Origin of the sequence: Nocardia jiangxiensis NBRC 101359 (genome assembly GCF_000308615.1) — a bacterium.
Taxonomy (GTDB): domain Bacteria; phylum Actinomycetota; class Actinomycetes; order Mycobacteriales; family Mycobacteriaceae; genus Nocardia; species Nocardia jiangxiensis.
Map to the genome: position 1 here is coordinate 65,910 of NZ_BAGB01000169.1, position 26,535 is coordinate 92,444.

Annotated in this window: 21 protein-coding genes; 11 read left to right on the forward strand and 10 right to left on the reverse strand. The window is 65.3% G+C overall.

Features of this window, described 5'->3' with window-relative positions; translation table 11 throughout:
• Nucleotides 1–17: 17 nt before the first annotated feature.
• Both ON40_RS42595 and ON40_RS42600 read right to left on the reverse strand, forming a co-directional pair.
• Nucleotides 18–1,358 carry a 2-hydroxyacyl-CoA dehydratase subunit D gene (locus ON40_RS42595; protein WP_040831428.1) on the reverse strand — a complete coding sequence of 447 codons (1,341 nt, stop codon included), beginning with the start codon at nucleotides 1,356–1,358 and terminating at the stop codon, nucleotides 18–20.
• Between the two features lie 26 nt (nucleotides 1,359–1,384).
• Nucleotides 1,385–2,557 (reverse strand): 2-hydroxyacyl-CoA dehydratase subunit D, encoded by a 1,173-nt coding sequence (locus ON40_RS42600; protein ID WP_040831429.1) that lies wholly within the window; start codon nucleotides 2,555–2,557, stop codon nucleotides 1,385–1,387.
• 137 nt (nucleotides 2,558–2,694) lie between these two features.
• Here ON40_RS42600 and ON40_RS42605 point away from each other — a divergent pair, with 137 nt between their 5' ends.
• From ON40_RS42605 to ON40_RS42620, 4 genes are all read left to right on the forward strand, one after another.
• A complete protein-coding gene (locus tag ON40_RS42605) occupies nucleotides 2,695–3,798 on the forward strand; it encodes a CaiB/BaiF CoA transferase family protein (protein ID WP_040831431.1) in 1,104 nt (367 codons plus the stop codon).
• A gap of 104 nt (nucleotides 3,799–3,902) precedes the next feature.
• The gene (locus ON40_RS42610) at nucleotides 3,903–4,745 is read left to right on the forward strand and encodes a PaaX family transcriptional regulator (protein ID WP_040831432.1); all 843 of its coding nucleotides are present in this window, start codon (nucleotides 3,903–3,905) and stop codon (nucleotides 4,743–4,745) included.
• 110 nt (nucleotides 4,746–4,855) lie between these two features.
• On the forward strand, nucleotides 4,856–6,004 hold the full coding sequence (locus ON40_RS42615; protein WP_245568242.1) for a helix-turn-helix transcriptional regulator: 1,149 nt from the start codon (nucleotides 4,856–4,858) through the stop codon (nucleotides 6,002–6,004).
• The gene (locus ON40_RS42620; RefSeq protein ID WP_051194459.1) at nucleotides 6,001–6,930 is read left to right on the forward strand and encodes a helix-turn-helix transcriptional regulator; all 930 of its coding nucleotides are present in this window, start codon (nucleotides 6,001–6,003) and stop codon (nucleotides 6,928–6,930) included. Before ON40_RS42615 ends, ON40_RS42620 begins: the two co-directional genes overlap by 4 nt.
• Here the strand turns inward: ON40_RS42620 and ON40_RS42625 are convergent.
• The gene (locus ON40_RS42625) at nucleotides 6,896–7,219 is read right to left on the reverse strand and encodes a 2Fe-2S iron-sulfur cluster-binding protein (protein WP_040831502.1); all 324 of its coding nucleotides are present in this window, start codon (nucleotides 7,217–7,219) and stop codon (nucleotides 6,896–6,898) included. The genes ON40_RS42620 and ON40_RS42625 overlap by 35 nt on opposite strands.
• Nucleotides 7,220–7,446: 227 nt before the next feature.
• Between ON40_RS42625 and ON40_RS42630 the strand changes: the two genes are divergently transcribed.
• From ON40_RS42630 to ON40_RS42660, 7 genes are all read left to right on the forward strand, one after another.
• A complete protein-coding gene (locus tag ON40_RS42630; protein WP_040831435.1) occupies nucleotides 7,447–8,769 on the forward strand; it encodes a cytochrome P450 in 1,323 nt (440 codons plus the stop codon).
• 14 nt (nucleotides 8,770–8,783) lie between these two features.
• On the forward strand, nucleotides 8,784–10,028 hold the full coding sequence (locus ON40_RS42635) for an NAD(P)/FAD-dependent oxidoreductase (protein WP_373282073.1): 1,245 nt from the start codon (nucleotides 8,784–8,786) through the stop codon (nucleotides 10,026–10,028).
• Between the two features lie 33 nt (nucleotides 10,029–10,061).
• Nucleotides 10,062–11,165, forward strand: coding sequence for an NAD(P)-dependent alcohol dehydrogenase (locus ON40_RS42640; RefSeq protein ID WP_040831436.1), 1,104 nt, complete (start codon nucleotides 10,062–10,064; stop codon nucleotides 11,163–11,165).
• Nucleotides 11,166–11,190: 25 nt separating this feature from the next.
• Entirely contained in the window at nucleotides 11,191–12,630 is a 1,440-nt protein-coding gene (locus tag ON40_RS42645; RefSeq protein WP_040831438.1) for an aldehyde dehydrogenase, read from the forward strand.
• Between the two features lie 151 nt (nucleotides 12,631–12,781).
• Nucleotides 12,782–13,030, forward strand: a complete 249-nt coding sequence (locus ON40_RS42650) for a hypothetical protein (RefSeq protein WP_157186789.1) — start codon at nucleotides 12,782–12,784, stop codon at nucleotides 13,028–13,030.
• A gap of 70 nt (nucleotides 13,031–13,100) precedes the next feature.
• A complete protein-coding gene (locus ON40_RS42655) occupies nucleotides 13,101–13,331 on the forward strand; it encodes a prolyl oligopeptidase family serine peptidase (protein WP_040831440.1) in 231 nt (76 codons plus the stop codon).
• Nucleotides 13,332–13,462: 131 nt separating this feature from the next.
• Nucleotides 13,463–16,930 carry a serine/threonine-protein kinase gene (locus ON40_RS42660; RefSeq protein ID WP_051194476.1) on the forward strand — a complete coding sequence of 1,156 codons (3,468 nt, stop codon included), beginning with the start codon at nucleotides 13,463–13,465 and terminating at the stop codon, nucleotides 16,928–16,930.
• Between the two features lie 212 nt (nucleotides 16,931–17,142).
• On the opposite strand, the gene ON40_RS42665 is transcribed toward ON40_RS42660, so the two are convergent.
• The 7 genes from ON40_RS42665 to ON40_RS42695 form a co-directional block, all read right to left on the reverse strand.
• Nucleotides 17,143–19,035: an AMP-binding protein gene (locus tag ON40_RS42665; RefSeq protein WP_040831441.1), complete on the reverse strand. Its 1,893-nt coding sequence runs from the start codon at nucleotides 19,033–19,035 to the stop codon at nucleotides 17,143–17,145.
• A 127-nt stretch (nucleotides 19,036–19,162) separates the two neighbouring features.
• Complete coding sequence (locus ON40_RS42670) at nucleotides 19,163–19,984, reverse strand: SDR family NAD(P)-dependent oxidoreductase (RefSeq protein WP_040831442.1); 822 nt, start codon at nucleotides 19,982–19,984, stop codon at nucleotides 19,163–19,165.
• A gap of 33 nt (nucleotides 19,985–20,017) precedes the next feature.
• Nucleotides 20,018–21,181 (reverse strand): acyl-CoA dehydrogenase family protein, encoded by a 1,164-nt coding sequence (locus ON40_RS42675; protein ID WP_040831443.1) that lies wholly within the window; start codon nucleotides 21,179–21,181, stop codon nucleotides 20,018–20,020.
• A 245-nt stretch (nucleotides 21,182–21,426) separates the two neighbouring features.
• The gene (locus tag ON40_RS42680) at nucleotides 21,427–22,290 is read right to left on the reverse strand and encodes an acyl-CoA dehydratase activase (RefSeq protein WP_051194460.1); all 864 of its coding nucleotides are present in this window, start codon (nucleotides 22,288–22,290) and stop codon (nucleotides 21,427–21,429) included.
• 26 nt (nucleotides 22,291–22,316) lie between these two features.
• The gene (locus tag ON40_RS42685; RefSeq protein WP_040831444.1) at nucleotides 22,317–23,693 is read right to left on the reverse strand and encodes a 2-hydroxyacyl-CoA dehydratase subunit D; all 1,377 of its coding nucleotides are present in this window, start codon (nucleotides 23,691–23,693) and stop codon (nucleotides 22,317–22,319) included.
• A gap of 46 nt (nucleotides 23,694–23,739) precedes the next feature.
• A complete protein-coding gene (locus ON40_RS42690) occupies nucleotides 23,740–24,909 on the reverse strand; it encodes a 2-hydroxyacyl-CoA dehydratase subunit D (RefSeq protein ID WP_040831445.1) in 1,170 nt (389 codons plus the stop codon).
• Between the two features lie 245 nt (nucleotides 24,910–25,154).
• The gene (locus tag ON40_RS42695) at nucleotides 25,155–25,985 is read right to left on the reverse strand and encodes a PaaX family transcriptional regulator (RefSeq protein ID WP_040831446.1); all 831 of its coding nucleotides are present in this window, start codon (nucleotides 25,983–25,985) and stop codon (nucleotides 25,155–25,157) included.
• Nucleotides 25,986–26,535 lie beyond the last annotated feature (550 nt).

Sequence of the window (26,535 nt, forward strand, 5' to 3'; positions counted from 1 at the left end):
CTTCGTATCGGCCACGGTTACACCCGCGACTTCATCCGCTGGACATCGATCGCTTCCAGCATCGCCTCGAGCCGGCTGTCGAACAGCTCGTCGTTGTAGAACGACGCGTCCGCGACATCCCCTTCGAAGAAGAACGACTTCACGCCACGCTCGCGTTCGGCGGTCCGAGCGAGCATGGCCTGCGGATTGGTCATGGCCCGGCAGGTGCGCGTGGAGTGGAAGGCGATGCCATCGATCGCGTATTCGTCCAGACGCCGCAGCAGCAATTCCTCCAGATTCTTCAACCCGTGATTGAGCGGGCACAGCAGATAGTGCTGCGCCATTCCCAGCAGCGGATTGTCGGTATCGATGAGTTGCGGTTCCTGCCAAAAGGATTCGTGGGTGTAGCGACCCGCGACGACGGCCACGTCGTACTCGGCGAACTTCCGGGTGAGGAAGCCGAGCTTGTTCCAGTTCATGATGCCGTCGAAGTACACCCGGTAACGCTCGTCCGCCAGCGCGCTGACCCCGTCGGCGACGCGCTGTTCGATCTCGGACTTCACACCGGCGAAATAGTCGACCAGGTCCTGATTTCCGGGCAGGAAGTTGATCGGCGCGATACTCGCCACCCAGTCCCAGTAGGTCGCCGGAGTAGGCGCCTGCGTGCACAGCGCCATCGCCTCGAGGCGCAGTTCCGAGGCTCGCTTGATGTAGAACATGCTCTCGCTCAGCGCATCCCAGTCGAAGGGCCGCCCGGTCTGCTGCTCGAGGAATTCGATCAGTTCACGTAGTTGCCCTTCGACGTACTGCCCGACCTCGGTCCACTCCTGCCCGCGCATATACCCGGCATCGGGCTTGTTACCCCACAACATCGGGATCGAGACGTTGAACAGCGGAAGTTTGCGGTCGAACACCCGGTACGTCATCGCGTCCCACTGCTGACCGGTGCTGCAGCCGGCGTAGCCGTTGACGAAGAAGTCCGGCGCCGGCAATTTCGCGGCGAGTTCCTGCTGGTCGACCATCCCGACGACTCCGGTCGCCTGTTCGTTGACGGTCTGGTGGGTCAGCACCGCGCACCCCAGATGGGTGCGCGCGTACGAGCACAGCTCGCCGATATATCCGTATTCGGCCCCGGCCGCTTGCGCCGGACCTTCCAGATGCTGGGCCGCCAGGCGGGCGGCGAACGCCTCCCCGTGGCACCATTCCAGCCCCGCGGCCTGGAACAGCGGGTTCAGCGCCGCGCCGTTGTACCACACGACATGTTTGCCCCGCTCTTTCGCGGTGAAAATGTTTTCCCAGTAGTCGGCCACCATTCGGCCCCCGGCCCGGGTGCTGGACAGCCGATTCGCCTTTTCGGTACTCGCTTGCTGGATCGCCATGGTGAACTCCTTCGTACGTGGTGAGATCAGGAACGGGCCGCGGCCGGTTGGCGACGGATGCGTTCGATGAACGTCTCCATGCGCGTACGCACCGTCTCGATCGGATTGCCTTCGTGCTCGGTTTCGAGCAGAAGTGCCGGAATGCCGCGCGCCTCGAGCGCCTTGCGCAGTTCGGGGTAGTAGAGCATGTGCGGCTCACAGAATTTCGCCATGAGCACGACGACCCCGTCGGCGCGGCTGGCCTCGATCGAATCGATCAGGTAGGTGTCCCAGTCGATACGGGTGGTGACCCGAGTAGGACAGGGTGCGTTCCGATTGCGGTCCAGGTACCACTCCGATAAGGCCGCGAGTGGATCGCCGGACTCGGGGACGTCGGTGGAGATGTAGCGGTATCCGGTGTACAGGTCGTCGTCGACGACCATCGCGCCGCTCTCCTCGATCAGATTCAGCAGTTCTGGGCGCGGACCGTGACAGAAGTGGCCCGACAGGTGTACGCGCACCAGATCCGCGCGCGGTTCCGCGGTCGCGTCGAGCCCGGCCAGCAGTGCGCGAAGCAGCGTCGTGTGCTCCTGGATGTCCATGACCATGCTGGACTTGATCAACGTCTGCATATCGGTGGCGGTGATCCAGGCACGGCCGGAGCGGCGCAGGTCGTACAACTCACGCAGCAACCGCCGGTTCTCGTTGAACAGACCGATGCTGCGCGCCAATCGTTCGGGCGTCAGCGTCACTCCCAGGACGGTCTCGACCTCACGTTTCGCATCCTCGATCCGGCCGGCGACCCGAGGCTGGGTCCAGGCGTCGTCCATCGCGCTGGTGAACTGCGCGAAGTGCATCGGCTTGTCCGGACGCGCCCAGCGGATCACGTCGACCGCGCCGAGCAACTGCACACAGTGGTCCGCGACGACGAAGGCGTCGAAGATATCGAGCCGACCGCGCGCCGCCTGGTCGGCCACGCTGCGCGTATAGCCGCAGTAGAACTCGGCCAGCAGACTCCGACCCTCGGTGATCGGGGTCGGATCGTCCTGCACGACAACCGGCAGCCCGCCGGCGGCATGCACGATCTCTGCGGGGAAGTTCATCGGGAACAAGGCGATGGCCTTGCCTCGGCTCCTGTCCTTCCACTCCCGCACGCACGTCATCGGATCGTCGGCCGCCAGTCGAAACACCGACATGGCCGCCGGTTCCAGTTCGCTCATATCACGCCTCTCGGGCTGCTCGGATCGTCGCTCGGCAGGTTCTCGAAACACCGCCGCGACACACAACGTAGTGATACGTTATTGGACAGATAGTAGCCTATACTGTCAAACGTTGAAACCGGTTCGAGAGGGTTCGGATGGAAAAGGCGCTGGAAGGGCTTCGCGTCGTCGAACTGGCGGGCATCGGCCCGTCACCGCACGCCGCAATGCTGCTGGCCGACCTGGGCGCCGACGTGGTGCGCGTCGAACGACCGGGCGGTGTCACGGAATTGGTTCCGCCGGATAAGGATTCGGTGCTGCGCAACCGGCGTTCGGTCAACGCCGACCTCAAGGACCCGGCCGGACTCGCACAGGCGCTGGCGCTGATCGACCGGGCCGACGTCGTGCTCGAGAGCTACCGCCCTGGTGTGGCCGAGCGTCTCGGCATCGGCCCGAACGTGTGTACCGCACGCAATCCACGACTGATCTACGCTCGCATCACCGGCTGGGGACAGTCCGGTCCGCTGGCCGCCTACGCCGGTCACGACATCAATTACCTCGCCTTGAGCGGAGCCCTGAACGCCATCGGGCGCGAAGGCGACAAACCGCTCGCACCTCTCAATCTGGTCGCCGATCTCGGCGGTGGTTCCATGCCAGCCGTGCTGGGCATCCTCGCCGCCCTGCACTCACGGACCCGAACCGGCGCCGGGCAGGTGCTCGACATCGCGATGATCGACGGTGTGAGCACGCTGATGGCCATGTACTGGACGTTGACCGAGAACGGCCAGTGGTCCACTCGCGGCACCAATGTGCTCGACGGCGGGGCCCCCTTCTATGACACCTACGAGTGCGCGGACAGCGGCTACGTCGCGGTCGGCGCCATCGAGCCGGGGTTCTACGCTCAACTGCTCGAGGGGCTCGGACTCGATCGATCCGAACTTTCCGAGCAGTACGACAGGACCGGGTGGGCGCGGATGCGCGACCGTTTCGCGGAAATCTTCCGCACCCGAACCCGCGCGGAGTGGGTCGCCGTCTACGAGACGCTGGATGCCTGTGTGACACCGGTACTTTCGCTCGCCGAGGTCCCCGAGCATCCACACATCCGCGTACGCGACACGGTGATCGAGGCATTCGGCCAACGCCAGCCCGCGGCAACACCACGTTTCTCCGACGCACCGGCGGCCACATATACCGCACCGCGGGTTCCAGGCGCCGATTCGCGATCCGTTTTCCACGACTGGGGTATCGACAGCATGCCGTGAATATCCGAATCGGCTTGTGAGCCAGGTCCGGCGGGAGGCTGCGCGCAATGGCCCGAGGACGGGTCGCAGTGACCGAGCACCGTCGGTTGCGCGACGATGGAAGGATGTCCGACGACGACGCGACGCCGCCACCCACCCGGGACACACCGACTCGAAGCGCCCGATCCGTGCTCATCACCGTGCTGGGCGAGCTGGTCGAGCCGTATGGCCAACCGGTTCGGACCGCGTCGTTGCTGTACGTCCTGGAAGGGCTGGGCTATGGCGCCCATGCCGGCCGACAAGCCATTGCCCGCACCGGATCGGCAGGTCTGATCACCGCACACCGCGAGGGCCGCGAGACCCTCTGGACGCTTACCGACAAGGCATATCTGCTCTTCACCGAAGGCGATGTGCGGGTGTTCTCCGCCGATATCGATCCAGCAGAGTGGGACGGCCGCTGGCTGGTGCTCAACGTGCCCATACCGGAGTCACACCGTTCCACTCGCAAGAAGCTCTATGCAGCCCTGCGGTGGGCAGGTTTCGGCAATCCGGCGCCGGGCGTATGGGTGAGTCCCCATGTCGTACGCGCGGGCGAGGCAGCCAAGGCGATCGACTCTCTCGGACTGACCTCGAATTCGGTCTCCTTCGTGGGAACCACTTCTATCGCAGGCATTTCCGAGGAGGAGCTGGTGCGCCGCTCCTGGGATCTCGACGCTGCCCAGCGTGCCTACGACGAGCTGCTCGAACGGTTCGATTCGCACGTCTTCGCCCCTGGCGACGAATTGTTGTTCGCCCATGTCGAACTGGCCGACGCGCTCCGGCACATGACCTATCTGGATCCTCGACTGCCGGAGGTCCTACTCCCCGACTGGCACGGGCAGCAGGCCGCCAAGCGACTACGCGACCTCCGGTCCGAGTGGACGCCTGCCGCGCACGCGCACTGGCGCCACATCGCCGGCTTCGAATAACCCAACTTTTGGACATACCATATACATGGTATGGTGTGCGGCAGGTCACATGACGTCGTCGTCGACGAACACCGCCGCGCGTCGGTGGCCGTTCGGCACGAGGAGTGGAAGTGGTTGTGCAGTCAGCAACGATGCGGACCGGCCGCGACAGCGACGTCCATGTCGCCGAGCGCGCATTCGCCCAACTGCTGGAGCTGATCGGCCCGGACCCGGACCTGCTGCGACTACAGGACTTCAACCCCAGTTTGTCGCTGATCCGGGACTACGCGAGCCGGGCGCTGCGCACAGGGCTACCTTCTCCCGAGGTCACCGCCGATGTCGCCACGATTCTCACGTCCGTCGACAGTGCGATACGCGCGGACGTCGCTCGACGAATGCGAGTGCACAGCAAGCAGTTCGGCGGCCTGACTCAGGTGGTGCAAGCCATCAACGGAGACCGCGACGCTCCCCTGTCGCAGATCCTCACTCGGGAACTGTGCACCGGTCTGGGCTACGGCAAGGCCATGTACTCACTGGTGTCGGGATCATCCTGGGCGCCCGTGTCGATCGCCCTCAATCCCGAACTGCGCGGCGACTTCGATCCTTTGGTGGCCGCGGTGAACGGCAATTCCATTCCGTTGCGCGACGCACCTCGCGAAGCAGAGCTGGTTCGCCGACGCCGCTCCTACGCCGTGGGACCTTCCGAGGTCAAGTGCCATACCTACCGGCCGCTGGTGGATCTGAGCCGGCCCGCCGGGTTTCTCGCGGTCCCCGTCGTCGTGGCGGACCGGGCGATCGCGATCGTCCACGTCGACCGACATGAGAACGACCTTACCGAGGCGGACATCCATCTGATCACCACCCTGGCGCAGGTCTGTGCACTGGCGACCGAATCGGCGCAATTGCGTGCGGTGATTTCCGAGCAGAACCGGCACACCACCGCCGAGTTGGACCGGCTGAACCGCGCTCTGCGAGAGCTCGAGCGCAGCGTGGTGACCCTCGACGACATCGAGGAGCGTCCCTCCGCGCCGCACGCAGAATGCCGAAACGATTCGCGTACAACGGATTATCCGCCGGCGCTTACCGCCCGTGAACGCGATGTGCTGGCTCTCGTCGCCGCCGGCGCCACCAATTCGACGATATCTCGCAAGCTGTGCATATCCGACGGGACCGTGAAGTCGCACGTGCAACGCATCTTCAAGAAAATCGGGGTCAATACCAGGGCCGAAGCCGCCGCCCTGTACGCGGGCCGCCGTCCAGCGGCGGAACCCCAGGCATGACCACCCCTGCCGACGAACCGACCGCCACGGATTTGATGGCAGCCATGCGCCAAGCGTCCGGGCGCGAGCTGACCGAACTCGGAAGGCAACTCGCCGACCGGCTCGATCGGGAAAAAGCACTGCGAGACAACGAGGTCAGCCAGCTTCGGAGAAACGCCGAATCTCTCAACCGGGCAATTGCCGGTCTCGCCGCCGCCGCGTCCAGTGCGGAGCTGCTGCAGCGCGCGTGTGATGCGCTGGCGAATATCTGCTCCGCGAGCTGCGTTCTCGTATCAGGTATCGACATCCGATCCGATACGGCCGCACTGCTCGCGATCCACCGGCCCGATGCCGAAAGCCCTCCCCCGCAGGCATTCTCGCTCGAGGCAGGTTCGGCGGAGTCACGAGCCGTCGACTCGGGCGTACCGGTGACCGCCAGCCCGGTCGATACGCTCGGAGAGCTGTTTCCGCACATCTGCACGATCGTGGCCGTCGCGGTCGACAATTCGCCCGCCGTGCTGATCCACATTGCGGGCGAACTCGACTCCGCACAACACGATTCGGCCGCACTGCTCACCCAGGTCCTCGGGGCATGCCTGCAGCGGCTCGGCTTGGCCACCCGGCGAACTCGTCAACTCGATCTCCTGCGCTCGAGCGGAATCACACACGACAAGCTTCCGCGTGCCACCGATGCCGCCGAACCTGCCCCAGCGGCGGCACCGTGGACAGAACCACTGACCGAGCGCGAAAGCGAAGTTCTGCGTCTGGTGCTCAAAGGAGCATCCAATACCGCCATTGCCGATGAATTGGTGATCACGGTCGACACGGTGAAGTCCCACGTCAAACGTATTCTGCGCAAGCTGGGGGCGACCAACCGCAGCGAACTGATCGCCCGTCACTCGGCTTGCGGTGTCACGAATCGTTCGACTGCGCCACCGTCACGGTAATCGTGTCCATCGTCGCGCCCAGAACCAACTGGCACGCCAGCCGGGAGCACGAACGCGCGCCCTCGAGGTACTCGAGCAGATCCTGCTCCTCCATCGACGGCTCGTCGAAGGCCTCGGCCGAGGCGCCCTCGACATAGACGTGACACGTCGCGCATGAGCAACTCCCGCCACATTCGGCGACGATCCCAGGCAGGTTGTTGCGGACGGATCCGTCCATCACTGTCTGCCCCGCGGGTACATCGACCGAACTGGCCGAGCCATCGGGCAATTGATAGACAACGGTGGGCATGGGGTCCTCCTCCAACAGGTGCGTGCTGAACGACAGCAAATCCAGTCTGCGAAGCGAATACGGCCCCTCACATCCCCACGATGGTCGATTGATGCCAGCCATCGGAGTGAGGCGGCGGCGCAATTGCACCCTTTCTGCCGACACTCTTCCGGTATCGGTGTGATGTGACTCACCCGCCTCGCTGCCACGCTGAGTAGCACTTCCCGATCGAGCGAGGAGAGAGATTCATGAGCACCACGGAGCAGGCCACCGAGTTGATCCCGGACACCGTCGCCCGGCAGATCGTCCTTCCCGAGGGCCACCGTGACAACGATGCCCTGTTCGCGGCCTACAGCTGGTTGCGCGAGAACAATCCGCTGGGCCGCGCGGTCGTCGAGGGATACGACCCGTTGTGGCTGGTCAGCAAGCACGCCGACATCATGGAGATCGAGCGGCAGCCCGAGATCTTCACCAGCGCCGGCGGCGAGGACAAGGGGTCGGTCAACCCCATCCTGGCCAACCAGGCCGGTGACGAGTTCACCAAGAGCATCAACAACGGCAGCCTGCGGATTCTGGAGACACTCACCTACCTGGATCCGCCCGAGCACACCGAGATCAAAGACATTGCGCTGGACTGGTTCCGGCCGCAGAACCTGTCCCAGTGGGAGTCGGTGATCCGCGACCTGGCCAAGGCAGCCGTGGCCCGGCTGCTCGAGACCGACGGGCGCATCGACTTCGTCAAGGACTTCGCGCTGCAGTACCCGCTGCACGTCATCATGAGCCTGTTCGGTGTGCCCGAATCCGATGAGCCCCGGATGATGTCGCTGACACAGGAGTTCTTCGGCACCGCCGACCCCGACGCCGCGCGCGAGGACGTCGAACAGCTCACCCCGGACGCCGCAGCCAAGCAGTGGGTCGCCACGATCCAGGACTTCTACGCGTATTTCGAAGCGCTGCTTCAGGATCGGCGAAAGAGCCCCCGCGACGACCTCGCCACCGTCATCTCCCTGGCCCGCGACGCGAACGGTGAGTACTACCCGAACGAAACGGCCTACGGTTACTTCATCGCCATCGCGACCGCGGGCCACGACACGACCTCGAGCACACTGGCCGGCGGCATGCTCGAACTCGGCCGCAACCCCGAGCAACTCGAGCGCGTCCGCAACGACCTGTCCCTGGTCCCGCACCTGGTCAACGAGTCGCTGCGCTGGGCATCGCCGGTAAAGCATTTCATGCGGACCGCGACCCAGGACTACACGCTGCGCGGGCGCGAGATTCACGCGGGTGATCGCTTCATGCTGCTGTACCAGTCCGGTAACCGCGACGCCGAAGCCAACCCGAACCCGGACAGTTTCGACCCCACCCGTCGCCCGAACAAGCACATCGCCTTCGGCTACGGCCCACACATGTGCATCGGGCAGCACCTGGCCAAGCTCGAACTCCGGGTCATGCTCGAAGAGTTGCTGCCGCACGTCAAGTCGATCACCCTGACCGGTGACACACGGTTCATCCAGACCAACTTCGTCGGCGGACTCAAGAACATGCCCGTCGCGATCGAGTTCGATCGGTAACCGTGGTGCACACGATGGATCCGACGCACACCGTGGTGATCGTCGGTGCGGGACAGGCCGGCGGAACGCTCGCCGGCCTGCTCCGGCAACAGAAGTTCCCCGGCCGCGTGGTTCTGGTCGGTGCCGAGTCCGACCCGCCGTATCAGCGACCGCCGCTGTCGAAGAAGTACGACGGCGAGGACTACATCCAGTGGCTGCGTCCCGAATCGTTCTACGCCGACAACGACATCGAGCTGCGCCTGGCAGATCCGGTGGTCGGCATCGACCGCACGGCCCGCACCGTGACCCTGCGGTCCGGTGCGGTCATGCCCTACGGGACGTTGGTGCTCGCCACCGGCGCCAGTCCGCGCGCGCTGCCGGTTCCGGGAGCCCATCTGCCCGGAGTGCTCACCCTGCGCACACTCACCGACGCCGCCGCGCTGCGCACCGCGGTCCTGGCCGACGCACGGCTGGCGATCGTCGGCGCGGGCTACGTCGGGCTCGAGGTCGCGGCCGCGGCACGAGCGCGCGGCTGCGAGGTCACGGTGATCGAACGCGAGGAGCGGGTCCTCGCGCGGGTGGCCAGCCCGGAGCTGTCCCGGATCCTCACCGACAGCCATCGCGCGCGCGGTACCCGGATCCTGACCGGAGCCGACGTGAGCGCGATTCTCGGCGACGACGACGGGGTGCGCGCCCTCCGGCTCGGCGATGGCACCGAAATCGGCTGTGACACAGTGATCGTCGGAATCGGCGCGGTGCCCGAGGACGGGCTCGCCCGAGCCGCGGGACTGGACTGCACGGCGGGAATCCTCGTCGACGGCGCCGCCCGGACCAGTGATCCGCACATCCTGGCCATCGGCGACGTGACCCACCGGATGCACGACGGCCTGGGCACACTCGTACGGCTGGAGAGCATTCCGAGCGCGACCGAGCAGGCCAAACAGGCCGCCGCGGTCATCACCGGCGCGGCGGTTCCCCTGCACGAGGTGCCGTGGTTCTGGTCGGACCAGTTCGACCTGAAGATGAAGATCGCGGGCATCCTCACCCCCGGCACCGAGGCCGTCCTGCGTGGCGATCCCGGCACCGGCTCGTGCGCGCTGTTCCACCTGGACTCCGAAGGAATCCCGCACAGCGTCGAAACCGTCAATGCCGCAGCCGATTTCATGGCCGGCAAGAAATTCATCGGTGGCCGGACACGTCTGAACCGGACCGCCCTGGCCGACAGCGGCACCCCCCTGCGCGAGGTCGCGCAGGGACTCGATCACACCCCGGCCGCCTAGCGCGGTCGATGTAGCAGAACGAAGGAGACGAACATGCAGGCACTCGCCGCAGTCGCACGCACACCACAGGGCGAATTCTCACTCGAGACCATCACCATCGACGGCCCGAAGGCCGGCGAGGTGCTGGTCAAGGTGGAGGCCGTCGGAATCTGTCACACGGACCTGGCCGCCCGCGACGGGGCACTCCCGGTCTCCCTGCCCGCGGTCTTCGGCCACGAGGGTTGCGGCGTCGTCGAGGCGGTCGGCGCGGGCGTCACCAAGGTCGCGCCCGGCGACCGGGTCGGGATCACGTTCGCCAGCTGCGGGAGTTGTCCCTCCTGCCTGGCCGATTCCCCTTCCTACTGCCACAACTTCATGCACCTCAACTACGACGGTGTGCGCGCGGACGGCACCGGCCCGCTGTCCGGAGGTGACGAGGCGATCACCGGCTTCTTCTTCGGGCAGTCCTCGTTCGCCACCTACAGCTTGGCGCTGGAACGCAATGTGGTGCAGGTGCCCGCGGACCTTCCGGCCGAGATCATCGCTCCGATCGGCTGCGGCATCCAGACCGGCGCCGGAGCGGTCATGCGCTCGCTCGCGTGCCGCGCGGGCTCGGCGCTGCTGGTCGCCGGCGCCGGATCGGTCGGGCTGGCCGCGGTGATGGCCGCGGCGGTGCGGGACTGCGCGACGATCATCGTCGTCGAACCGCACGCCTCGCGCCGGGCCCTGGCCCTGGAACTCGGCGCGACCCACGCCTTGGACCCCGCCGCCGGTCCGGTCGCAGAGCAGGTCCGCGCCGTCGTCCCCGGCGGTGTCGACTGCGCCATCGACACCTCGGGCATTCCGGCGGTCATCGACAGCCTGGTGAAGTCGATGACCTTCCACGGCAAACTCGGCCTGATCGGCGTGCCCGCGAATCCCGAAGCGGCACTGCCGCTCACCGTGATCGAAACGCTCGTCCTGGGAATCACCGTCATCGGCATCATCGAAGGCGACAGCGACCCCGACGAATTCATTCCCGAGTTGATCGAACTGTTCCGGGCCGGACGGTTCCCGATCGACAAGCTGGTGACCACCTTCCCCTTCACCAAGATCAACGACGCCGTCACCGCGCAGCACCACGGCGAGGTGCTCAAGCCGGTGCTCGTCCACGAGTGATCCGTTCTCCGCAGAAAGCACGACCATGACAATCGATTACACCGATCTGTATCTCGACGGACGCTGGGTCGCACCGGCCACGAATGCGGTCATTCCGGTGATCTCCCCGAGCACCGAAGCGCGCATCGGCTCGGTTCCCGAGGGCAGCGATGCCGATATCGACGCCGCGGTCGACGCCGCCCGAAGGGCATTCGACGATCCGGCCGGGTGGGCGCACTGGGACGGTAAACGCCGCGCGGACGCACTCGCGAAGTTCGCCGAAGAGTTGCAGGCGCGCGGCGAGGCGACCGCGAACCGGGTCAGCAGCCAGAACGGCATGCCGATCAGCCTCGCGCGCCAGTTCGAAAGTGGGTTTCCCGCACTGCTTCTGCAGTACTACGGCGCGATGGTCGCCGAATCCGAGGACGAGGTCCGTCCCGGGATGCTCGGCGGATCCACCGTGGTGGCGCGGTCCCCCATCGGCGTCGTCGGCGCCATCGTCCCGTGGAACGTGCCGCAGGCCATCACCTTCCTGAAGATCGCCCCGGCGCTGGCGGCCGGTTGCACCGTCGTGCTCAAACCAGCGCCCGAAACCGTCCTGGACGCCTTCCTGATGGCAGAGGCGGCAACCGCCGCGGGCATGCCACCGGGTGTTCTGAACGTGGTGCCCGGCGGTCGTGAACTCGGCGCATATCTGGTACGCCACCCGGGGGTGGACAAGGTGTCGTTCACCGGCTCCACCGGGGCCGGACGGTCGATTGCACGCGACTGCGGCGAACTACTGCGGCCGGTGACCTTGGAGCTGGGCGGCAAGTCGGCCGCCATCGTGCTGGACGACGTCGACCTCGCCGCTGATATCGAATCCTTCTTCGGCGCAACGCTGTTGAACAACGGGCAGATCTGCTGGCTGTGCACTCGCGTGCTGGCGCCGGCCGCTCGCTACGACGAGATCGTCGACATCGTGACCGATCTGGCCAGGAACACCACCGTCGGCGATCCGCTCTCGGACACCACTCAGATGGGCCCGCTGGTCTCGCAGCGCCAGCGCGATCGCGTGGAAAGCTACATCGCGACCGGACAGCGCGACGGCGGTCGCGTCACCACCGGTGGCGGGCGAGCAGGCGAGCAGGGCTGGTTCGTCGAACCGACGGTCTTCGCCGACGTCCGGCCCGAGCACACGATCGCGCGGGAGGAGATCTTCGGGCCCGTGCTGTCGGTGATTCGGTACACCGACGAGGACGACGCGGTGGCGATCGCCAACAGTTCGGAATACGGCCTCGGCGGCACGGTCTGGACCACGGACGCGGACCGGGGCGCTAGGTTCGCGCGGCGGATCGCCACGGGCACGGTGGGAATCAACGGATACGCCAACGATCCGACCGCGCCGTTCGGCGGCATCAAGAGCAGCGGCATGGGCCGGGAACTGGGTCCCGAGGGGCTTTCCTCCTACCAGAACGTCAAGAGCATCTACCTCGACGTACGTTGACGGCGACAGGCATAGCCCAGCGATAGGCAGCAGCTGGGCTATTGCCTTCATAATTGGCATGACCATATAATGGTCATGCCAATTATGAGCTTTGCGGACCCTTTCCAGCGAAGGGGTCGACCCATCGAAAGTGGCGGACACGATGCGAACCATGCCGACTCCACATTCCCGATCGCGACTCGCGCAACGCATCAGGCAGTACCAGCAAGCCCGCGATGCGCCACGCCGCACGCCGCACGCGCCACCCCCGTACGTCTACAGCGAGATCGACGAGATGATTCGCCTGGCCGAGATGTGGCTGCCGTTCGGCGGCCCGCCGGAGGAGGAGATCTTCACCCGGTTCGGACTGACCAGGCACGCATTCCAGGCAAGGCTCGAAAAGGCGCTCACCATACGCTGACTCCGATCCGGGCCGCCATGAGCGACACCGCTGGGATTCCAAGGAAACACCGAGAGCCGCGATTCAGATCGTGCACGGCTCGGATCTGCCGTTCTATCTGGCGGTGGGTGATCGCGATCCGGTCAACGCCGGCCTCGCATTGTTCGACCCGCTCGCCGAACGCCTCCGCGCCGCGGGTGTCGAACATGTGACGACCAGGGTGTATCCGGATGCACGGCACGAAATCCTCAACGAGACCAACCGGGACGAGGTCGTCGCGGACCTGATCGGATGGCTGCAGGCGCACCTGGCTCGAGGATGATCTCGGCCGCACCCCGGGCACGAGCGCAACCGATCGCCGCGATGAGGGGCCCCAGCCGGTGGACAGCGCAATATACTTGACCCACCAGCGCGACGGGGCACCGCGGAAGCATCGAGACAGAGCGCATGCCGATGGCCGACGAAGACCCCTTGGCGACACACCGCGACCAGTTCGCGGCGGTCGACAAGGAGCTGGAAGCCGCCGGTTTCGGTGAGATTCGGGTGATCGGCCGTGGCGGGTTCGGCGTCGTCTACCGCTGCCGGGAGTTCGCACTGGACCGCACCGTGGCAGTGAAGGTGCTGACCTCCATCTCCGAATACGGCGGGGAAAACCTCGATCGGTTCCTGCGCGAGCAGCGTGCGATGGCCAAACTGCCCAGCCATCCCAATATCGTGCAGATACACCAGGTCGGCAGCACTGCCGACGGCCGACCCTACCTCGTCATGCCATATCACTCCCGCGGGTCACTGCAGAATCTGATCCGCCGCGAGGGTCCACTTCCCCTCCCCGATGTGCTCCGCATAGCGGTCAAGCTCGCCGGTGCGCTGGAAACCGTGCATCGCGCGGGTATTCTGCACCGCGACATCAAACCGGGCAACGTGCTGATCACCGAATACGGCGAACCCCAGCTCACCGACTTCGGCATCGCGCGGATCGAGGGCGGATTTCAGACCACGACCGGTGTAGTGACCGGATCACCGGCATTCACCGCACCGGAGGTGCTTCGCAAAGGCACACCGTCGGTCGCCTCGGACATCTACGGGCTTGGAGCGACGCTGTTCTGCATGCTCACCGGCCACGCCGCCTACGAACGACGCACCGGTGAGAAACTTGTCGCCCAGTTCCTGCGGGTGACCGACGAGCCGCTGCCGAATCTGCGTCCGGAGGGCATACCCGACGACGTCTGCGACCTGATCGAGCAGAGCATGGCTGCGGATCCCCGAACCCGGCCGCAACCCGCCACGACCTTCGGCGAGCAAGTCCGCCGAATACAACACAGTCACGGCCTGCACGTCGACGAGATGATATTGCCGACCGGACAGCCGAGCCCGGTAGCCGGTGGACCAGCCTTGACCGAAATCACCGGACCCGAGCAGTTTGCGGCCTCGGTATCGACCGGCGCGCCGACACCTCCGACACCCGCAACCAAGTTCCGGCCCGCGATATCGCCGCGTCCGCTGGTGCGCCGTGAACGGCTGCTGGACCAATTGAACGCCGATCCCTGGCCACGACTGATCCTGATCCATGCACCGGCCGGGTTCGGCAAGAGCACCCTAGCCGCCCAATGGGGGCAGCAACTGGTCAGCGATCGCGTCGCCGCGTGCTGGCTCGGCATCGATACCGACGACAACAATTCGACGCTATTCCTGCTCCATCTGCTCGAGGCCATCCGGCATACCCGGCCCGCCGTGGAGGGCGAGCTGAGCCGGATCATCGAAGAGCACGGCACGAACGTCGAACGCTACGTTTTGACCTCCCTGATCAACGCGATCCACGAGCACGGCGAGCGGATCGTGGTGATCATCGAGGACTGGCATCGCATCACCTCCGATGCCACGGTGGCCGCCCTGCACTTTCTGCTCGAGCACGGCTGCCATCACCTGCAGATACTGGTCACCAGCCGAGAGCGCAGCGGACTCCCCCTTTCGGCGATGCGCGTGAGCAATGAATTGATCGAGATCGATTCCGCCGCATTACGTTTCGACCAGACAGAAGCAGGCGAGCTGCTGGTGGAGCTCGGCGGCATCGACATCGACGACAGCGGGGTCAGCAGGCTCCGAGAGAACACCGACGGCTGGGTCGCCGGCCTGCAGTTGGCATCTATCTCGATGCGCGGGCACATCGACCCGAGCGAACTGATCGAGCACGTGTCCGGACGACACCACGTCATCAGCGAATACCTGGCCGACAATGTGCTCCGCACACTGGATCCGACCCTGCTCCAACGTTTGCTGGAAACCTCGGTCGCCGAACAGATCTGCGGGTCACTGGCAACAGCGCTGACCGGTGAACAGCACGGCCAGGCCCTCTTGGAGGAGATCGAGCAACGCGACCTGTTCCTGCGCCGCACCGACCCCGACGGCCACTGGTTCCGCTACCACCATCTGTTCGCCGAGTTCCTCCGGCAAAGACTCGACCGCGACTGCGGTGAGCGCGTCGGCGACCTGCACCGCCGCGCGGCCGACTGGTTCGCCCGGCATCACATGCTCAGTGAGGCAATCGATCACGCGACAGCCGCACAGCTGCCGGAGCAGGCCGTCGAACTCGTGGAGGAACACGCGCAAGATCTGGTCCAGCATTCGCAACTGGCGACGTTGACCGCGCTGGCCGCCAAACTTCCCGCCGCGCACGCGGCAACACATCCGAGCCTGCAGATGGCGCTGGCGTGGGCCGCGGTGCTGATGCGGCGCGCCGACCAACTGCGCACCGCTCTGGACCGGGTCGCCGACGCGGAGCGGGCCGAAACCGAACCGGGTCGGCCGATGTCGGCCCTCATGCTCGAGGCGACACTCCTACACAGTGTCGAATCCGCCTTCGCCGACCACACCGACGACTTGGACGCCGCGGCCGAACAATGCCGATCCAGGCCCGAAGAACTCTCGGCGTGGGTGTTGTGCGCCGCCGCGAACGTCGGTGCCTTCAGCGCCCTGCACCGGTTCGACTTCGACCGGGTACGCTCGTGGCACGAGTGGGGCAGACCGTACTTCCAGGACATCGCCGGGGCGTTGGGCCCGATGTACAGCCACTGCCTGGCAGGCATGGCGGCGCGCGAGAAACTCGAGATGGACCGCGCCGAACACCACTTCCGGACCGCCGTGCATCTGGCCCGCACCGCAACCGGGGAACATTCCTTCACCGCTCGGCTCGCCGGCGCCGTGCTCGGCGACTTCCTCTACGAGCGGGACGAACTCGACGAGGCCGATCAACTGCTCGAAGACGCCGAACTCGGGTTCGAAGGCGGCCTGGTGGATCTCCTGGAAGCCACCTATGGCACGGGTGCACGAATCAAGGCTGCGCTCGGCGACCTGCCCGCGGCACAACGGCGTCTCACCGAAGGTGAAAGGCTCGCACGCGCACTCACCCTGCCACGGCTGTCCGCTCGAATCGAAAGCGAGCGAGTCCAACTCGGCCTGGAACACGCACCCGCACCACAGCTCGCCACACCCGGCCCCGCAGCAGACGACGGCATCGCAGTCCGCATTCGCGAGCTCCGGGAAGGCACGGCCATCCGCACTCTGCTCCGGGATCGTCCAGATCTGGCAGCCGTCCGCGCCGCCGAGCTGACACGATCGATCGACGCGACCCGACGACCCCGAGCCACCGTGTACGCAACGCTTTTGCAAGCGAAATGCCTTGCCGCACAGCATCTTACCGCAGAAGCGAAAGGCCTGATCGCGTCGATACTGCCACAGTGCGCCAAGGCCCGCCTGATCCGCCCCATCCTCGACGAAGGTCCCGCCCTGGCCCGACTCGCCCAGGAACTGCGCCCCGAGGCAGAACCACCGCACTGGAAATCGACACCGTCACAGGTACCACTCGCGTTCTTCGATCATCTGGCCGCGTTCAGCGCGCCTCCCGGCGATCCCCGCCAGTCGTAGACAACGCCCCCGCGGATGTTGCGGGCCGCGTGCATATCGGCGACCCCCCTGGTTGATCTCCGAGGCCGGTAGCGGGTCGCGATCATCTGCTCGCACGAGGAGACAGGAAAGGGTGTCACAGCTGCAAGGCGATGAATTTCGTCTCCATGGTTCGCCACACTTCGGCTGGGCTCTTCGGAGCCCGGCCGAAGCTTGGTGATCGATGCGGCCTCTCAGCGCGGATGTGCAACCGGCGCCACGATATCGACTTGGGAATCGAATTCGTAGGTACTCACGGCGCGCCGCAACTCTGCCGCACCAGCGGCGAGTTCGCTTGCGTCCCCGATCAACTCGACGATGACACGCAACCGACGACCGGTATTGTCCACCCGCACCTCGCTCCGGACACCATCCGGGAAGGCGGCAGCGACGCGTGCGTGTACCTCACGCTCGGTCGCCATGATCCGTAGCGCGGGCTTGGCCAGTTTGCCCACGGGGGTGAGCGGCAGCTCGTCGAGCACGATCACTTCGACGGGCGTGGCCGCGCGCTCTTGAACATGCTCGCGGCAGAATGCCGTCAGCTCCCCGGGATCCACCGATGCCCCGGCGTGCAGTTGCACGTAAGCGATCGGCAGCTCTCCCTTGGCCGCGTCCGGTTTACCAACCGCTGCAACAAGTTCCACCGCCGGGTGCCGGTCGAGCGCAAACTCGATCTCACGCGGGTCGATGTTGTGACCGCCACGGATGATCAGATCCTTGGCACGATTGGACACCCAGACGTAGCCGTCCTCATCGACGCTGCCGACATCGCCGCTGTCCACCCACCTCTGCCCATCCGGCATACCGGTCACGAAAAGACCGGCGTTGAGGTCCTCGTCGAGGTATCCCCTGCCGATACTCACGCCGCCGACCAGCAGCGCCCCTCGCTCGCTCGGTCCGCATACCCGCACCACGGCGTTGTTCTCGTCGAGTTCGACTGCGGCGACCCGACAGTACGGCAAGGGCCGCCCCGCCGATCCGATGCGGGGTTCACGGTCATCGTTCGGGTGGCCGGTCATGGTGCCGTGCACCTCGGTCATGCCCCAGTTCTCCCGAAGCCACACCCCGAAACGTTCGTGGAAGGCACGAACCAATTCCGTGGGAACTGTGCTGCCACCGACATGGAAGTCTTCGATCCGATGACCAGACGAATCGGCATCGGGCACGCTCAGCAGTGCTTGCGCGGTCGTGGGAGTGGACATCACCGACGTCACCCGAAAATGGCGCGCGATGTTCCAGAACTCCGAAACGACCTGCTTGGTGCGGAAGCCCTCGGCAGTGAGCGTGAGCAGGGTCTGGCCGTACAGCAGGCATCGCAGCCCGAGAGATACGCTGCCGCCACAATGAAAATTCGGCATGCCGTGCGCCACGACGCCGTCGGTGTCCGGGCCCATGAGGGCTCCGACGTTCCAGGTAACGGCCAGCTGACCGAACTGCGTCATCCGGACGAGTTTCGGCGTACCCGTCGTCCCCCCGGTGGGCATCAGCACCGCGTCCCGGTGCGGATCGGTGTCACGGTCGAAGGTGAAGCCCCGCCCGGCGTATCGCGCCATCGCGGTGGCGAGGTCGTCCGAACCGCCGTCGGCTCCGACATAGAAGACCGTCCGTAAGGTCGGGAGGGCTCGGCGCAGGACATCGATGTCGCCGCCACAACGGGCCTCGATCACCTCGCGCGTAGTCACCAGGGTTGTGCACTGTGTGTCGTTCATGATCCGGACCACCGCTGGAACCTCGAGGAACGGGTTGAGCGGCACCGCGACACCGGCCGTCGCCGCCCCCCAGATCGAGAAGAGGCCCTCCGGCAACATGGGCAGCAGCACCGCCACCACGCTCGGTGCGCCACCGGCAGCATGGTGGAATACATTCGAGGTTTGTTCGACCGCCTCGACGAGCTCCCGATAGGTGACGGTTCGAACCGGTTCGAGGAGATTCGGCGGCTCCAGTGCGATGATCGCGTTCTTGTCCGGGTGTTCGGCCGCGGCGGCACGGAACGCATCGTAGAAGGTGGCCCCGGCACGCAATTCGTCGGGAGAGAATTCCTGCTCGATGCGATCGATATCGGCACAGCTGGTTATCCGACGGCGCACGATACGGGTGGCTGCGGGGCTGGAGACGACCGAAATATTATCATTCGGCAGGGACGGAGTGGACGCCATTGGCCGGGGCCTTTCACTGCTGGAAAAAAAGACGGACAGCGGTATTCCGCCGATGACCTCAGGCCACCGAGATTCCGCCGTTGACACTGACTACCTGGCCGGTGATATTGGCCGCCAACGACGAGGCGAGGAACATGATGGTATTCGCGAGGTCTTCGGGCTCGGTCAGGCCCAGATGCGCCTGCGAGGTGATTTTCTCGAAGATCTTCTTGCTGAATTCGAGATTCATCGCCCGGTCGTAGGATCCGGTGTTCGCGATCAGCGACGGCGTGATCGTGTTCACCCTGACGCCGTAACGTTTCGCTTCGACCGCCAGAGTGCGGGAGAACGTCACGATTGCCGCCATCGCCGCGCCGATGATGCATTCGCCCGGGGTCGGCACCTTCGCCGCATCCGAAGCGATGTTGATGATCGCGCCGTGCCGCTGCTCTCGCATGACGCGCACCGCGGCCCGGCTGGTCAGCATCGGACCGAGCGCCTGCTGGGTGAGCATGGTGGGGATCGCGTCGATCTCCGTGTCGTGCAGCAGCGTCGGCTGATAGACCGCGACGGTCGAATTGACCAGCACGTCCAGACCGCCCATCAGCCGAGCCGCCTCCGCGACCACCTCGTCGGCACGCCTGGGCTCATTGACATCCGCCGACAGAAACTGCGGCTCGCAGGATGGATTCGCCTCGGCGACGGTCTCGACGGCCTGTTTGCCGCGTTGCTCGTTGCGGCCGACGAGTACGAGCTGCCGGGCTCCCGACCGCGCGAAACCGACCGCGGTGGCCAGCCCGACACCGGAGGTGCCGCCGATCACCATGACCTTCGACTGGGTGAAATCGAATGCGGCCGCTGCCGGGTGTCGGGGGTTGCCGCTGTTCATGTGTTCTTCCATGTTCGCTCCTGAATTCTCTTCGTTTCCGGTGTCTTATTTATTGCTGTAAGGAATGAAGTCTTTTCCGTATTTTTCTCGCATGATGATTATTTTCTGGATCTGCGCGGTTCCGTCCGCGATCTCGACCGACATGACGTCGCGCAGTCGTTGTTCGAACGGCAGCTCCTGGGAGTATCCGTAATTGCCGTGCAGGAGCAGACATTCCTTCACGGCGGCGCTGGCCACCAGCGGGCCGTACCATTTCGACATCGCTGCCTCGGCGGTGTGCGGAAGTCCGAGCGTCCGCCGTTCCAGCGCCGAGTAACAGATCAGCCGTGCCGCCTCCAGGTGCGTGAGATGTTCAGCCAGAGGAAATGAGACTCCTTCGAATTTCGCCAGCGGCGCCCCGAAGGCCGTCCGCTGCCGAACATACTCCACGGTTTCATCAATGGCCGCCTGGGCCGTGCCGATTCCCGTGAGCGCCAGTAGCGGACGGGTGAAATCGAATCCGTTCAGCACCCGGGAGAACCCGCGTCCCTCGACACCCAACAGGTTTCGCGCGGGGATGTGCACCTGATCCAGATGCAGGACGCCACGCCCGAGAATGCCCCAGCCGGTATCCGGAACGACGGACCGGGAGATCCCGGAGGCATTCAACGGCACCAGAAACACGGAGACCCCGAGATCGATCCCGTCCCGGACGGTGCGCGCGGCGACGACGAGAGCCTCGGCGTTGCCGAGCATGGTCACCGACGTCTTCTCACCGTCGAGCACGTATCCGTCCCCGATGGCCCGCGCGACCGTGCGGATGTTGGCGGCGTCCGAACCGGTCTCCGGCTCGGTCAGCGCGAAGCCCACGAACGTGTCACCGGAGACCAACCGCGGCAACCATTCCGCGAGCACCGCCGGGTCCGCGTGCTGCCGGATCAGCGTGCTCATGAGCATCACCGGGATGGCGATGTTGGCGACATTGAAATCGGCGTAGGCCAACTCCTCCACCGCGAGTCCCGCAGCGATGAAATCCTCTCGATCCAGCGGGTTGTAGCCCTCGCCCGCGAGCAGACCGTAGATGCCTAGCCCGGCGATCTCTCGATGCAGGTCCCAGGGAAAGGTCGAGGATTTGGCGCGGGCCAGATAGCCGGACGCGAGTCGCTTCGCGGCGAAATCGCGTACCGCGTCGCGGATGGCCGCGCGGTCCTGATCCAGATGTGCTGTCACACGCGCTCTCACTATCCGTTGTTTCCAGTGCTGCGCCCGGCGCGGGCGTGGATCCGCGACGACGCGGCCCTGCCGTCGGTGACGTGGTCGTGGAACCGGTTGACGGCACCACGGAAGGCGCCCGGGGAGTGCCCCGCCGCCACGATAGCCCAATGGTCATATGGATAGACCATATTTTTGGACATAGGTATGGTCAATGTTCCGTTCCCGTACGAGTGAGTCGAGTCGTCAGTGCCGCGCGGCAGTCAGTTCGGACCGGTGCAGACGCTGCAATCTGCACCGGAGCTGGTGGCCGAGATCAGCGGCAGCGGCTCGCCACGCGTACTCGGCGCGGTGGCGTCCCTGGCCAGCAGCGCGGCGCCGAACGCACCGGTGACCTGCGGGTCGCGCGGGACGATCACTGGCGTGTCCAGTGCCTGCGCCAGGAACTCGATCGCTGCGGGGTTCTTCGCGACACCGCCGGTCAGCACCACCGGTGTTCGCTTACCCACCAGTGCGACCAGCCCCAGGATGCGAGCCGTCACCGCGCGGTGCACGGATGCGGCGATATCGGCCGGATCGGCACCCTCGGCGACCAGCGAGACGATCTCCGTCTCCGCGAACGTCGCGCACATGCTGCTGACCTCCAGATCCGCGGTGCCTCTCAGCGCCAGCCCACCGATCTCGTCGACCTCGCATTCGAGGGCGCGAGCCAGGACCTCGAAGAAGCGCCCGGTGCCGCTCGCGCACCGATCGTTCATCGCGAACTCGTCCACCAGGCCGAGATCATCGATGGTGATCGCCTTGCTGTCCTGTCCACCGATATCGACGATCAGTCCGACATCGGGCTGCCATTCGACGACACCTCGTGCGTGACAGGTGATCTCGGTGAAGGTCCGATCCACGTCGGGCACCAGTCGGCGACCGTATCCGGTGCCGACGATGCGGGTGATCTCCTCGGGCCGCAGCCCGGCATGACGCAGGGCCGCGTCGATGGCACGCCGCATGCCCTGCCTGCTCACCGCGCCCATCTGGACCACACTCGATGCCACCAGTGCGGCATTCTCATCGACGATCGCCGCCTTCGCGGTGGTCGAGCCCAGGTCGACGCCCAAGAAATACGAGCTCATCAGCAAATCCTTCGTGCGCGGTGCGCTCAGGCGATCTGCGCCCTGCTGCGCCGGATATCGATCGACTCGAGCATGGCCTCGAGTCGCGACTGCAGAATCTCGTCCTTGTAGAAGGACGCATCGGCGACGTCGCCTTCGAAGAACATCGACGGGATGCCGCGCTCTTTCTGCGCGGCGTTGCCGAGCAACCGCTGCGGATTGGTGAAGGCGCGGCAGGTCCGAGACGAATGGAAGACCATGCCGTCGATACCGTAATCGTCGATATCGCGAAGCATCAGGTGCTTCAGGGTCTTCACACCGTGGTTCGTCGGGCACAGCAGGTAGTGCTGGGCCATGCCGAGCAGCGGGTTCTCGGGGTCGATCAGGTGCGGTTCCTGCCAGAAGGCGTTGTGGGTGTAGCGCCCGGCTACCACCGAGACGTCATAGGCGGCGAACTTCTTCGCCAACCAGCCCAGCTTGTTCCAGTTCATCATGCCGTCGAAATACAAGCGGTAGCGCTCCGATTCGACGCCACCGACGCCGTTGTCCAGCCGCCACTGGATCTCGTCCCGGACTGCGGTGAAGTAGTCGACCAGTTCCTGGCCGGCCGGCAGGAAGTTGATGTGGGCGATATTGGCGATCCAGTCCCAGTAGGTGGCCGGGGTCGGCGCCGCCTGGCACAACGCCATCGCCTCGCGCCGCAGTTCGGAGGCTCGCTTGATGTAGGCCATGTTCTGCCCCAACGCATCCCAGTCGAACGGCCGGCCGGTCTGTCCCTCGATGAACGTGATCAGTTCCTGCAACTGTTCCGCGACATACCCGGACGCATCGTCCCATTCCGATCCGGTCAGGTAGCCCGCGTCCTTGCTGTTGCCCCACAGGAACGGGAGCGAGACGTTGAAGATCGGCACCCGCTTCCCGAAGACTCGATAGGAGATCTCGTCCCATTGCTGCCCGGTGCTGCACCCGGCGTAGGCATTGACGAAGAAGTCCGGTGCGGGCAGTCGGCTCGCCAGTTCCTGCTGGTCGGTCATACCGACGATGCCGTTCTGTCCCTCCGCTGCCACACCGGCCTCATCAGCCTGACGCGACCGCTCGGTCAGCACCGCACAACCCAGATGAGTCCGGGCATAGGAGCACAGTTCACCGATGTAGCCGTATTCCGCACCCGCCTTCTGCGCGGGAACCTCCAGGTGCTGTGCCGCCAGCCGGGCGGAGAACGCCTCGCCGTGCGCCCATTCCAGACCTGCGGCCTGGAAGATGGGATTGACCGCGGAGCCGTTGTACCAGACCACCTGCTGACCGCGTTCCCGGGCGGTGAAGATGTTCTCCCAGTAGTCCGCGACCATCTTGCCGCCGGATTTCGTCACGGTGAGCCGGTTGGCCTTGCTGTTCTCGATCGGATTCTCGGTGATCGTGGTCATTGGTTACCTCCTGTGGACAACGAATCGACGGACCTGGCCGGCCGCGTCATACCTGAACCGGGGCGAGGCGATGCCGCCGGATACGTTCCAGCAGCGCCTCGAGTCGGGTGCGGATCGATTCGACCGGCAGCCCCTCGTGTTCGGTCTCGATCAAAAGATGCGGGATGCCGCGGCGATCGAGCGCCTTGCGCAACTCCGGGTAGAACAGCATGTGCGGTTCGCAGAACTTCGCCATGAGGACGATCACCCCCTCGGCGCCGCTGCGGTCGATCGCGTCGAGCAGGTAAGCGTCCCAATCGACATCGTGCTGCACCCGGGTCGGGCACGGTACCGATACGTTGCGCCGCAGGTACCACTGCGATAGCGCGTCGATCGGATCACCTTGTGCCCCAACATCGGTGGATATGTACCGCATCCCGTGGAACAGGTCGTCGTCGACGACGAGCGCGCCGCATTCCTCGATCAGATCGAGCAGCTCCGTTCTCGGCGCATGACAGAAATGACCGGACAGATGCAGCCGCACGCGCTCGTCCCGCTCGACGGGCACGACGTGCTCGCGCACGATCCTGTTCAGCAACTCGTTGTGCTCGGCCCGGTCCATGATCATGCTCGATTTGATGAACGCCTGCAGTTGCGAAGCGGTGAAATTGGCGTCGCCGTCGCGTCGGGCGTCGTACAACCTGCGCAGCAGCTGCCGACCGGTATCGAAGAGCCGGATACTCGCCCGCAGATCCTCGTCGGTGATCCGCTTGCCCGCGAATGTCTCCATCTTGCTGAGGAATTCGGCCATCTTCGAGTGCACCTGCTCCGGGGTCCACGGCTCTCCCATGGAGGACATGAACTGCCCGAAGTACATCGGCTTGTCCGGCTCGAACTCCCGCGTCACATCGACCGCACCGAGCAATTGGATGCAGTGATCGGCGAGGAAGAAGCCGTCGTAGACCTGCAAGCGTCCCTTGGCGGCCTGATCGGCGACACTGCGGGTGTACCCACAGTAGAACTCGGTCAGCAGGTTGCGACCGACGGTGATCGTCTCCCGGCTCTCCTGAATGATCACCGGCAGTGCACCCGCGGCGTGTGCGATCTCGGCGGGAAAGTTCATCGGGAACGCACCGACAACCGGTCGCCCGGTCCGCGCCTTCCACGCGGCAACATAGGCGTCCGGATCGGCAGCGACCTCGACCAGGGTCGAGATCGCTGATTTCGCTTCGTACATCGGCTGACACCTCGAGTTCAACGGGCCGTATGGGCGGCCGGACCGACCGGCCGACAGGGGGGCTGCCCTGCGTAGCCGGTGTGGCATGTGATTTGCCCGGTAAGGATCATGATGACCCTTGTTTATACAGAAATCAACCCATGGTGACCTTTTTTGTACAACCTTAGATCGCGAGGGTCCCCGACCAGCACATACGACATACAGCCCTGCGGGTGTCCGCTCAGATCACCCGGGTTTCCGACTCCTCAGCGTGGCGCGCAGTCCCGCACAAGTTTCCTCCAGCGAGCATGTGCGAGCCTTCCCCAGCGCTCGCGGCATGCGCGGATCAGCGCCGCACCGTCGCGACCGATCCACTCCGGCAGCAATTCCTCGGGCAGGTACGGATCGCGCCGCATGAATCGCTGCTGCACATTGAGCAACTCGAGATACGCGAACAGCGTCTCGTCGCCGCCTCGCGGCTCCGGCAAGCTGTTCAGCTGATCCAGCAGGGTCTTGTAGTGCACTTCGAGATCGGTCAGATCCCATGCCTTCCCAGCGATCTCGTCACCACCGAGACCGGCGTCGTGCACCGTGCCGACAACGGACAACGCCGAGGAACGCAGGCCCAGGCTCTCGACCAGCTCGCTGAGCTCCGCACCGCGTTCGGTGTGCGGCGTCAGCCACACCCCGGGCATCGGGTTGCCCAGCCCCAGCCAGGACAACCCGCCGTAGAGCCGCTTACGCGTCGTCCGCTGCTCGCCGGGCACGGTGACGAACAGCAGCAACCATCGACCATCCCATTCCGGCGGACCGGCCAGGTACGCATCGGAACGATGGATACCGTCGGTCACCAGGGCGCGCCCTTTCTCCGCCAGGCGCCACTTCACCGCCCGGCCGTCCCGCTCTCGCACGACCCAGCCCGCATCGGCCGCCCGCGCCAGCACCTGCCGCGCGGCATGTTCTTCGACACCCAGACCGCCGAGCACATGCAGCAGGGCGGTGGTCCACGCCGCCTCGGGCGGCGCGTACATCATTTCGCCGATCACCGTGAGAAGCAGGGACCTGGCGCTCGGCGCCGGCAGATTCAGCTCGAACACGCATGCATTGTTGCAGGATCACGCACCGTATCCGTCAACTCGGGCGTCCGAACCGCCACAAGCCACCTCCACCGGTCAACTCGTCGTCAGCGAAGGCGAGAGATGGCCGCGTCCGGCAGAGCAACCGGCTTCGGGTTCCGCTCCGACGTACCGATTCAATACTCACCGCATTCCCCAAAGCCGCTATGCCATAACATATTTCGCGCCGCTGATCACGCGGCCGGCCTCGACTCCGGCGCTGGGCCTCGGCCTTCGGCACCGGATCGCTCGTCGACATCAGCGTCGGCGACCGAATGTCGGAGCGCACCATCCGACGCACGTCACCCCCTTCCCGCCTGATGTCCCACTTTCCGATTGGGCGGGACACGTGGGCGCGGCCCGGATCCGTACCCTGCGCGAGAAGCCGGCCGAGATCCTCCAAGAGTCGACTCCGAACCGCTCCCATCAAGCTTGTACATTTCCCGGAATTAGATGTTGCTTTCTGTATAAGCTCACGCCATGATGTAGATGTTGGGCAGATCACACACTTGACTGCCGCGCCGTGGTCGCA

Bases quoted from the DNA above. Each gene is read 5' to 3' on its own strand.
- ON40_RS42595 (WP_040831428.1), bottom strand. From the start codon at position 1,358: ATGGCGATCCAGCAAGCGAGTACCGAAAAGGCGAATCGGCTGTCCAGC.
- ON40_RS42600 (WP_040831429.1), bottom strand. From the start codon at position 2,557: ATGAGCGAACTGGAACCGGCGGCCATGTCGGTGTTTCGACTGGCGGCC.
- ON40_RS42605 (WP_040831431.1), top strand. From the start codon at position 2,695: ATGGAAAAGGCGCTGGAAGGGCTTCGCGTCGTCGAACTGGCGGGCATC.
- ON40_RS42610 (WP_040831432.1), top strand. From the start codon at position 3,903: ATGTCCGACGACGACGCGACGCCGCCACCCACCCGGGACACACCGACT.
- ON40_RS42620 (WP_051194459.1), top strand. From the start codon at position 6,001: ATGACCACCCCTGCCGACGAACCGACCGCCACGGATTTGATGGCAGCC.
- ON40_RS42625 (WP_040831502.1), bottom strand. From the start codon at position 7,219: ATGCCCACCGTTGTCTATCAATTGCCCGATGGCTCGGCCAGTTCGGTC.
- ON40_RS42630 (WP_040831435.1), top strand. From the start codon at position 7,447: ATGAGCACCACGGAGCAGGCCACCGAGTTGATCCCGGACACCGTCGCC.
- ON40_RS42635 (WP_373282073.1), top strand. From the start codon at position 8,784: ATGGATCCGACGCACACCGTGGTGATCGTCGGTGCGGGACAGGCCGGC.
- ON40_RS42640 (WP_040831436.1), top strand. From the start codon at position 10,062: ATGCAGGCACTCGCCGCAGTCGCACGCACACCACAGGGCGAATTCTCA.
- ON40_RS42645 (WP_040831438.1), top strand. From the start codon at position 11,191: ATGACAATCGATTACACCGATCTGTATCTCGACGGACGCTGGGTCGCA.
- ON40_RS42650 (WP_157186789.1), top strand. From the start codon at position 12,782: ATGCCGACTCCACATTCCCGATCGCGACTCGCGCAACGCATCAGGCAG.
- ON40_RS42660 (WP_051194476.1), top strand. From the start codon at position 13,463: ATGGCCGACGAAGACCCCTTGGCGACACACCGCGACCAGTTCGCGGCG.
- ON40_RS42670 (WP_040831442.1), bottom strand. From the start codon at position 19,984: ATGGAAGAACACATGAACAGCGGCAACCCCCGACACCCGGCAGCGGCC.
- ON40_RS42680 (WP_051194460.1), bottom strand. From the start codon at position 22,290: ATGAGCTCGTATTTCTTGGGCGTCGACCTGGGCTCGACCACCGCGAAG.
- ON40_RS42685 (WP_040831444.1), bottom strand. From the start codon at position 23,693: ATGACCACGATCACCGAGAATCCGATCGAGAACAGCAAGGCCAACCGG.
- ON40_RS42690 (WP_040831445.1), bottom strand. From the start codon at position 24,909: ATGTACGAAGCGAAATCAGCGATCTCGACCCTGGTCGAGGTCGCTGCC.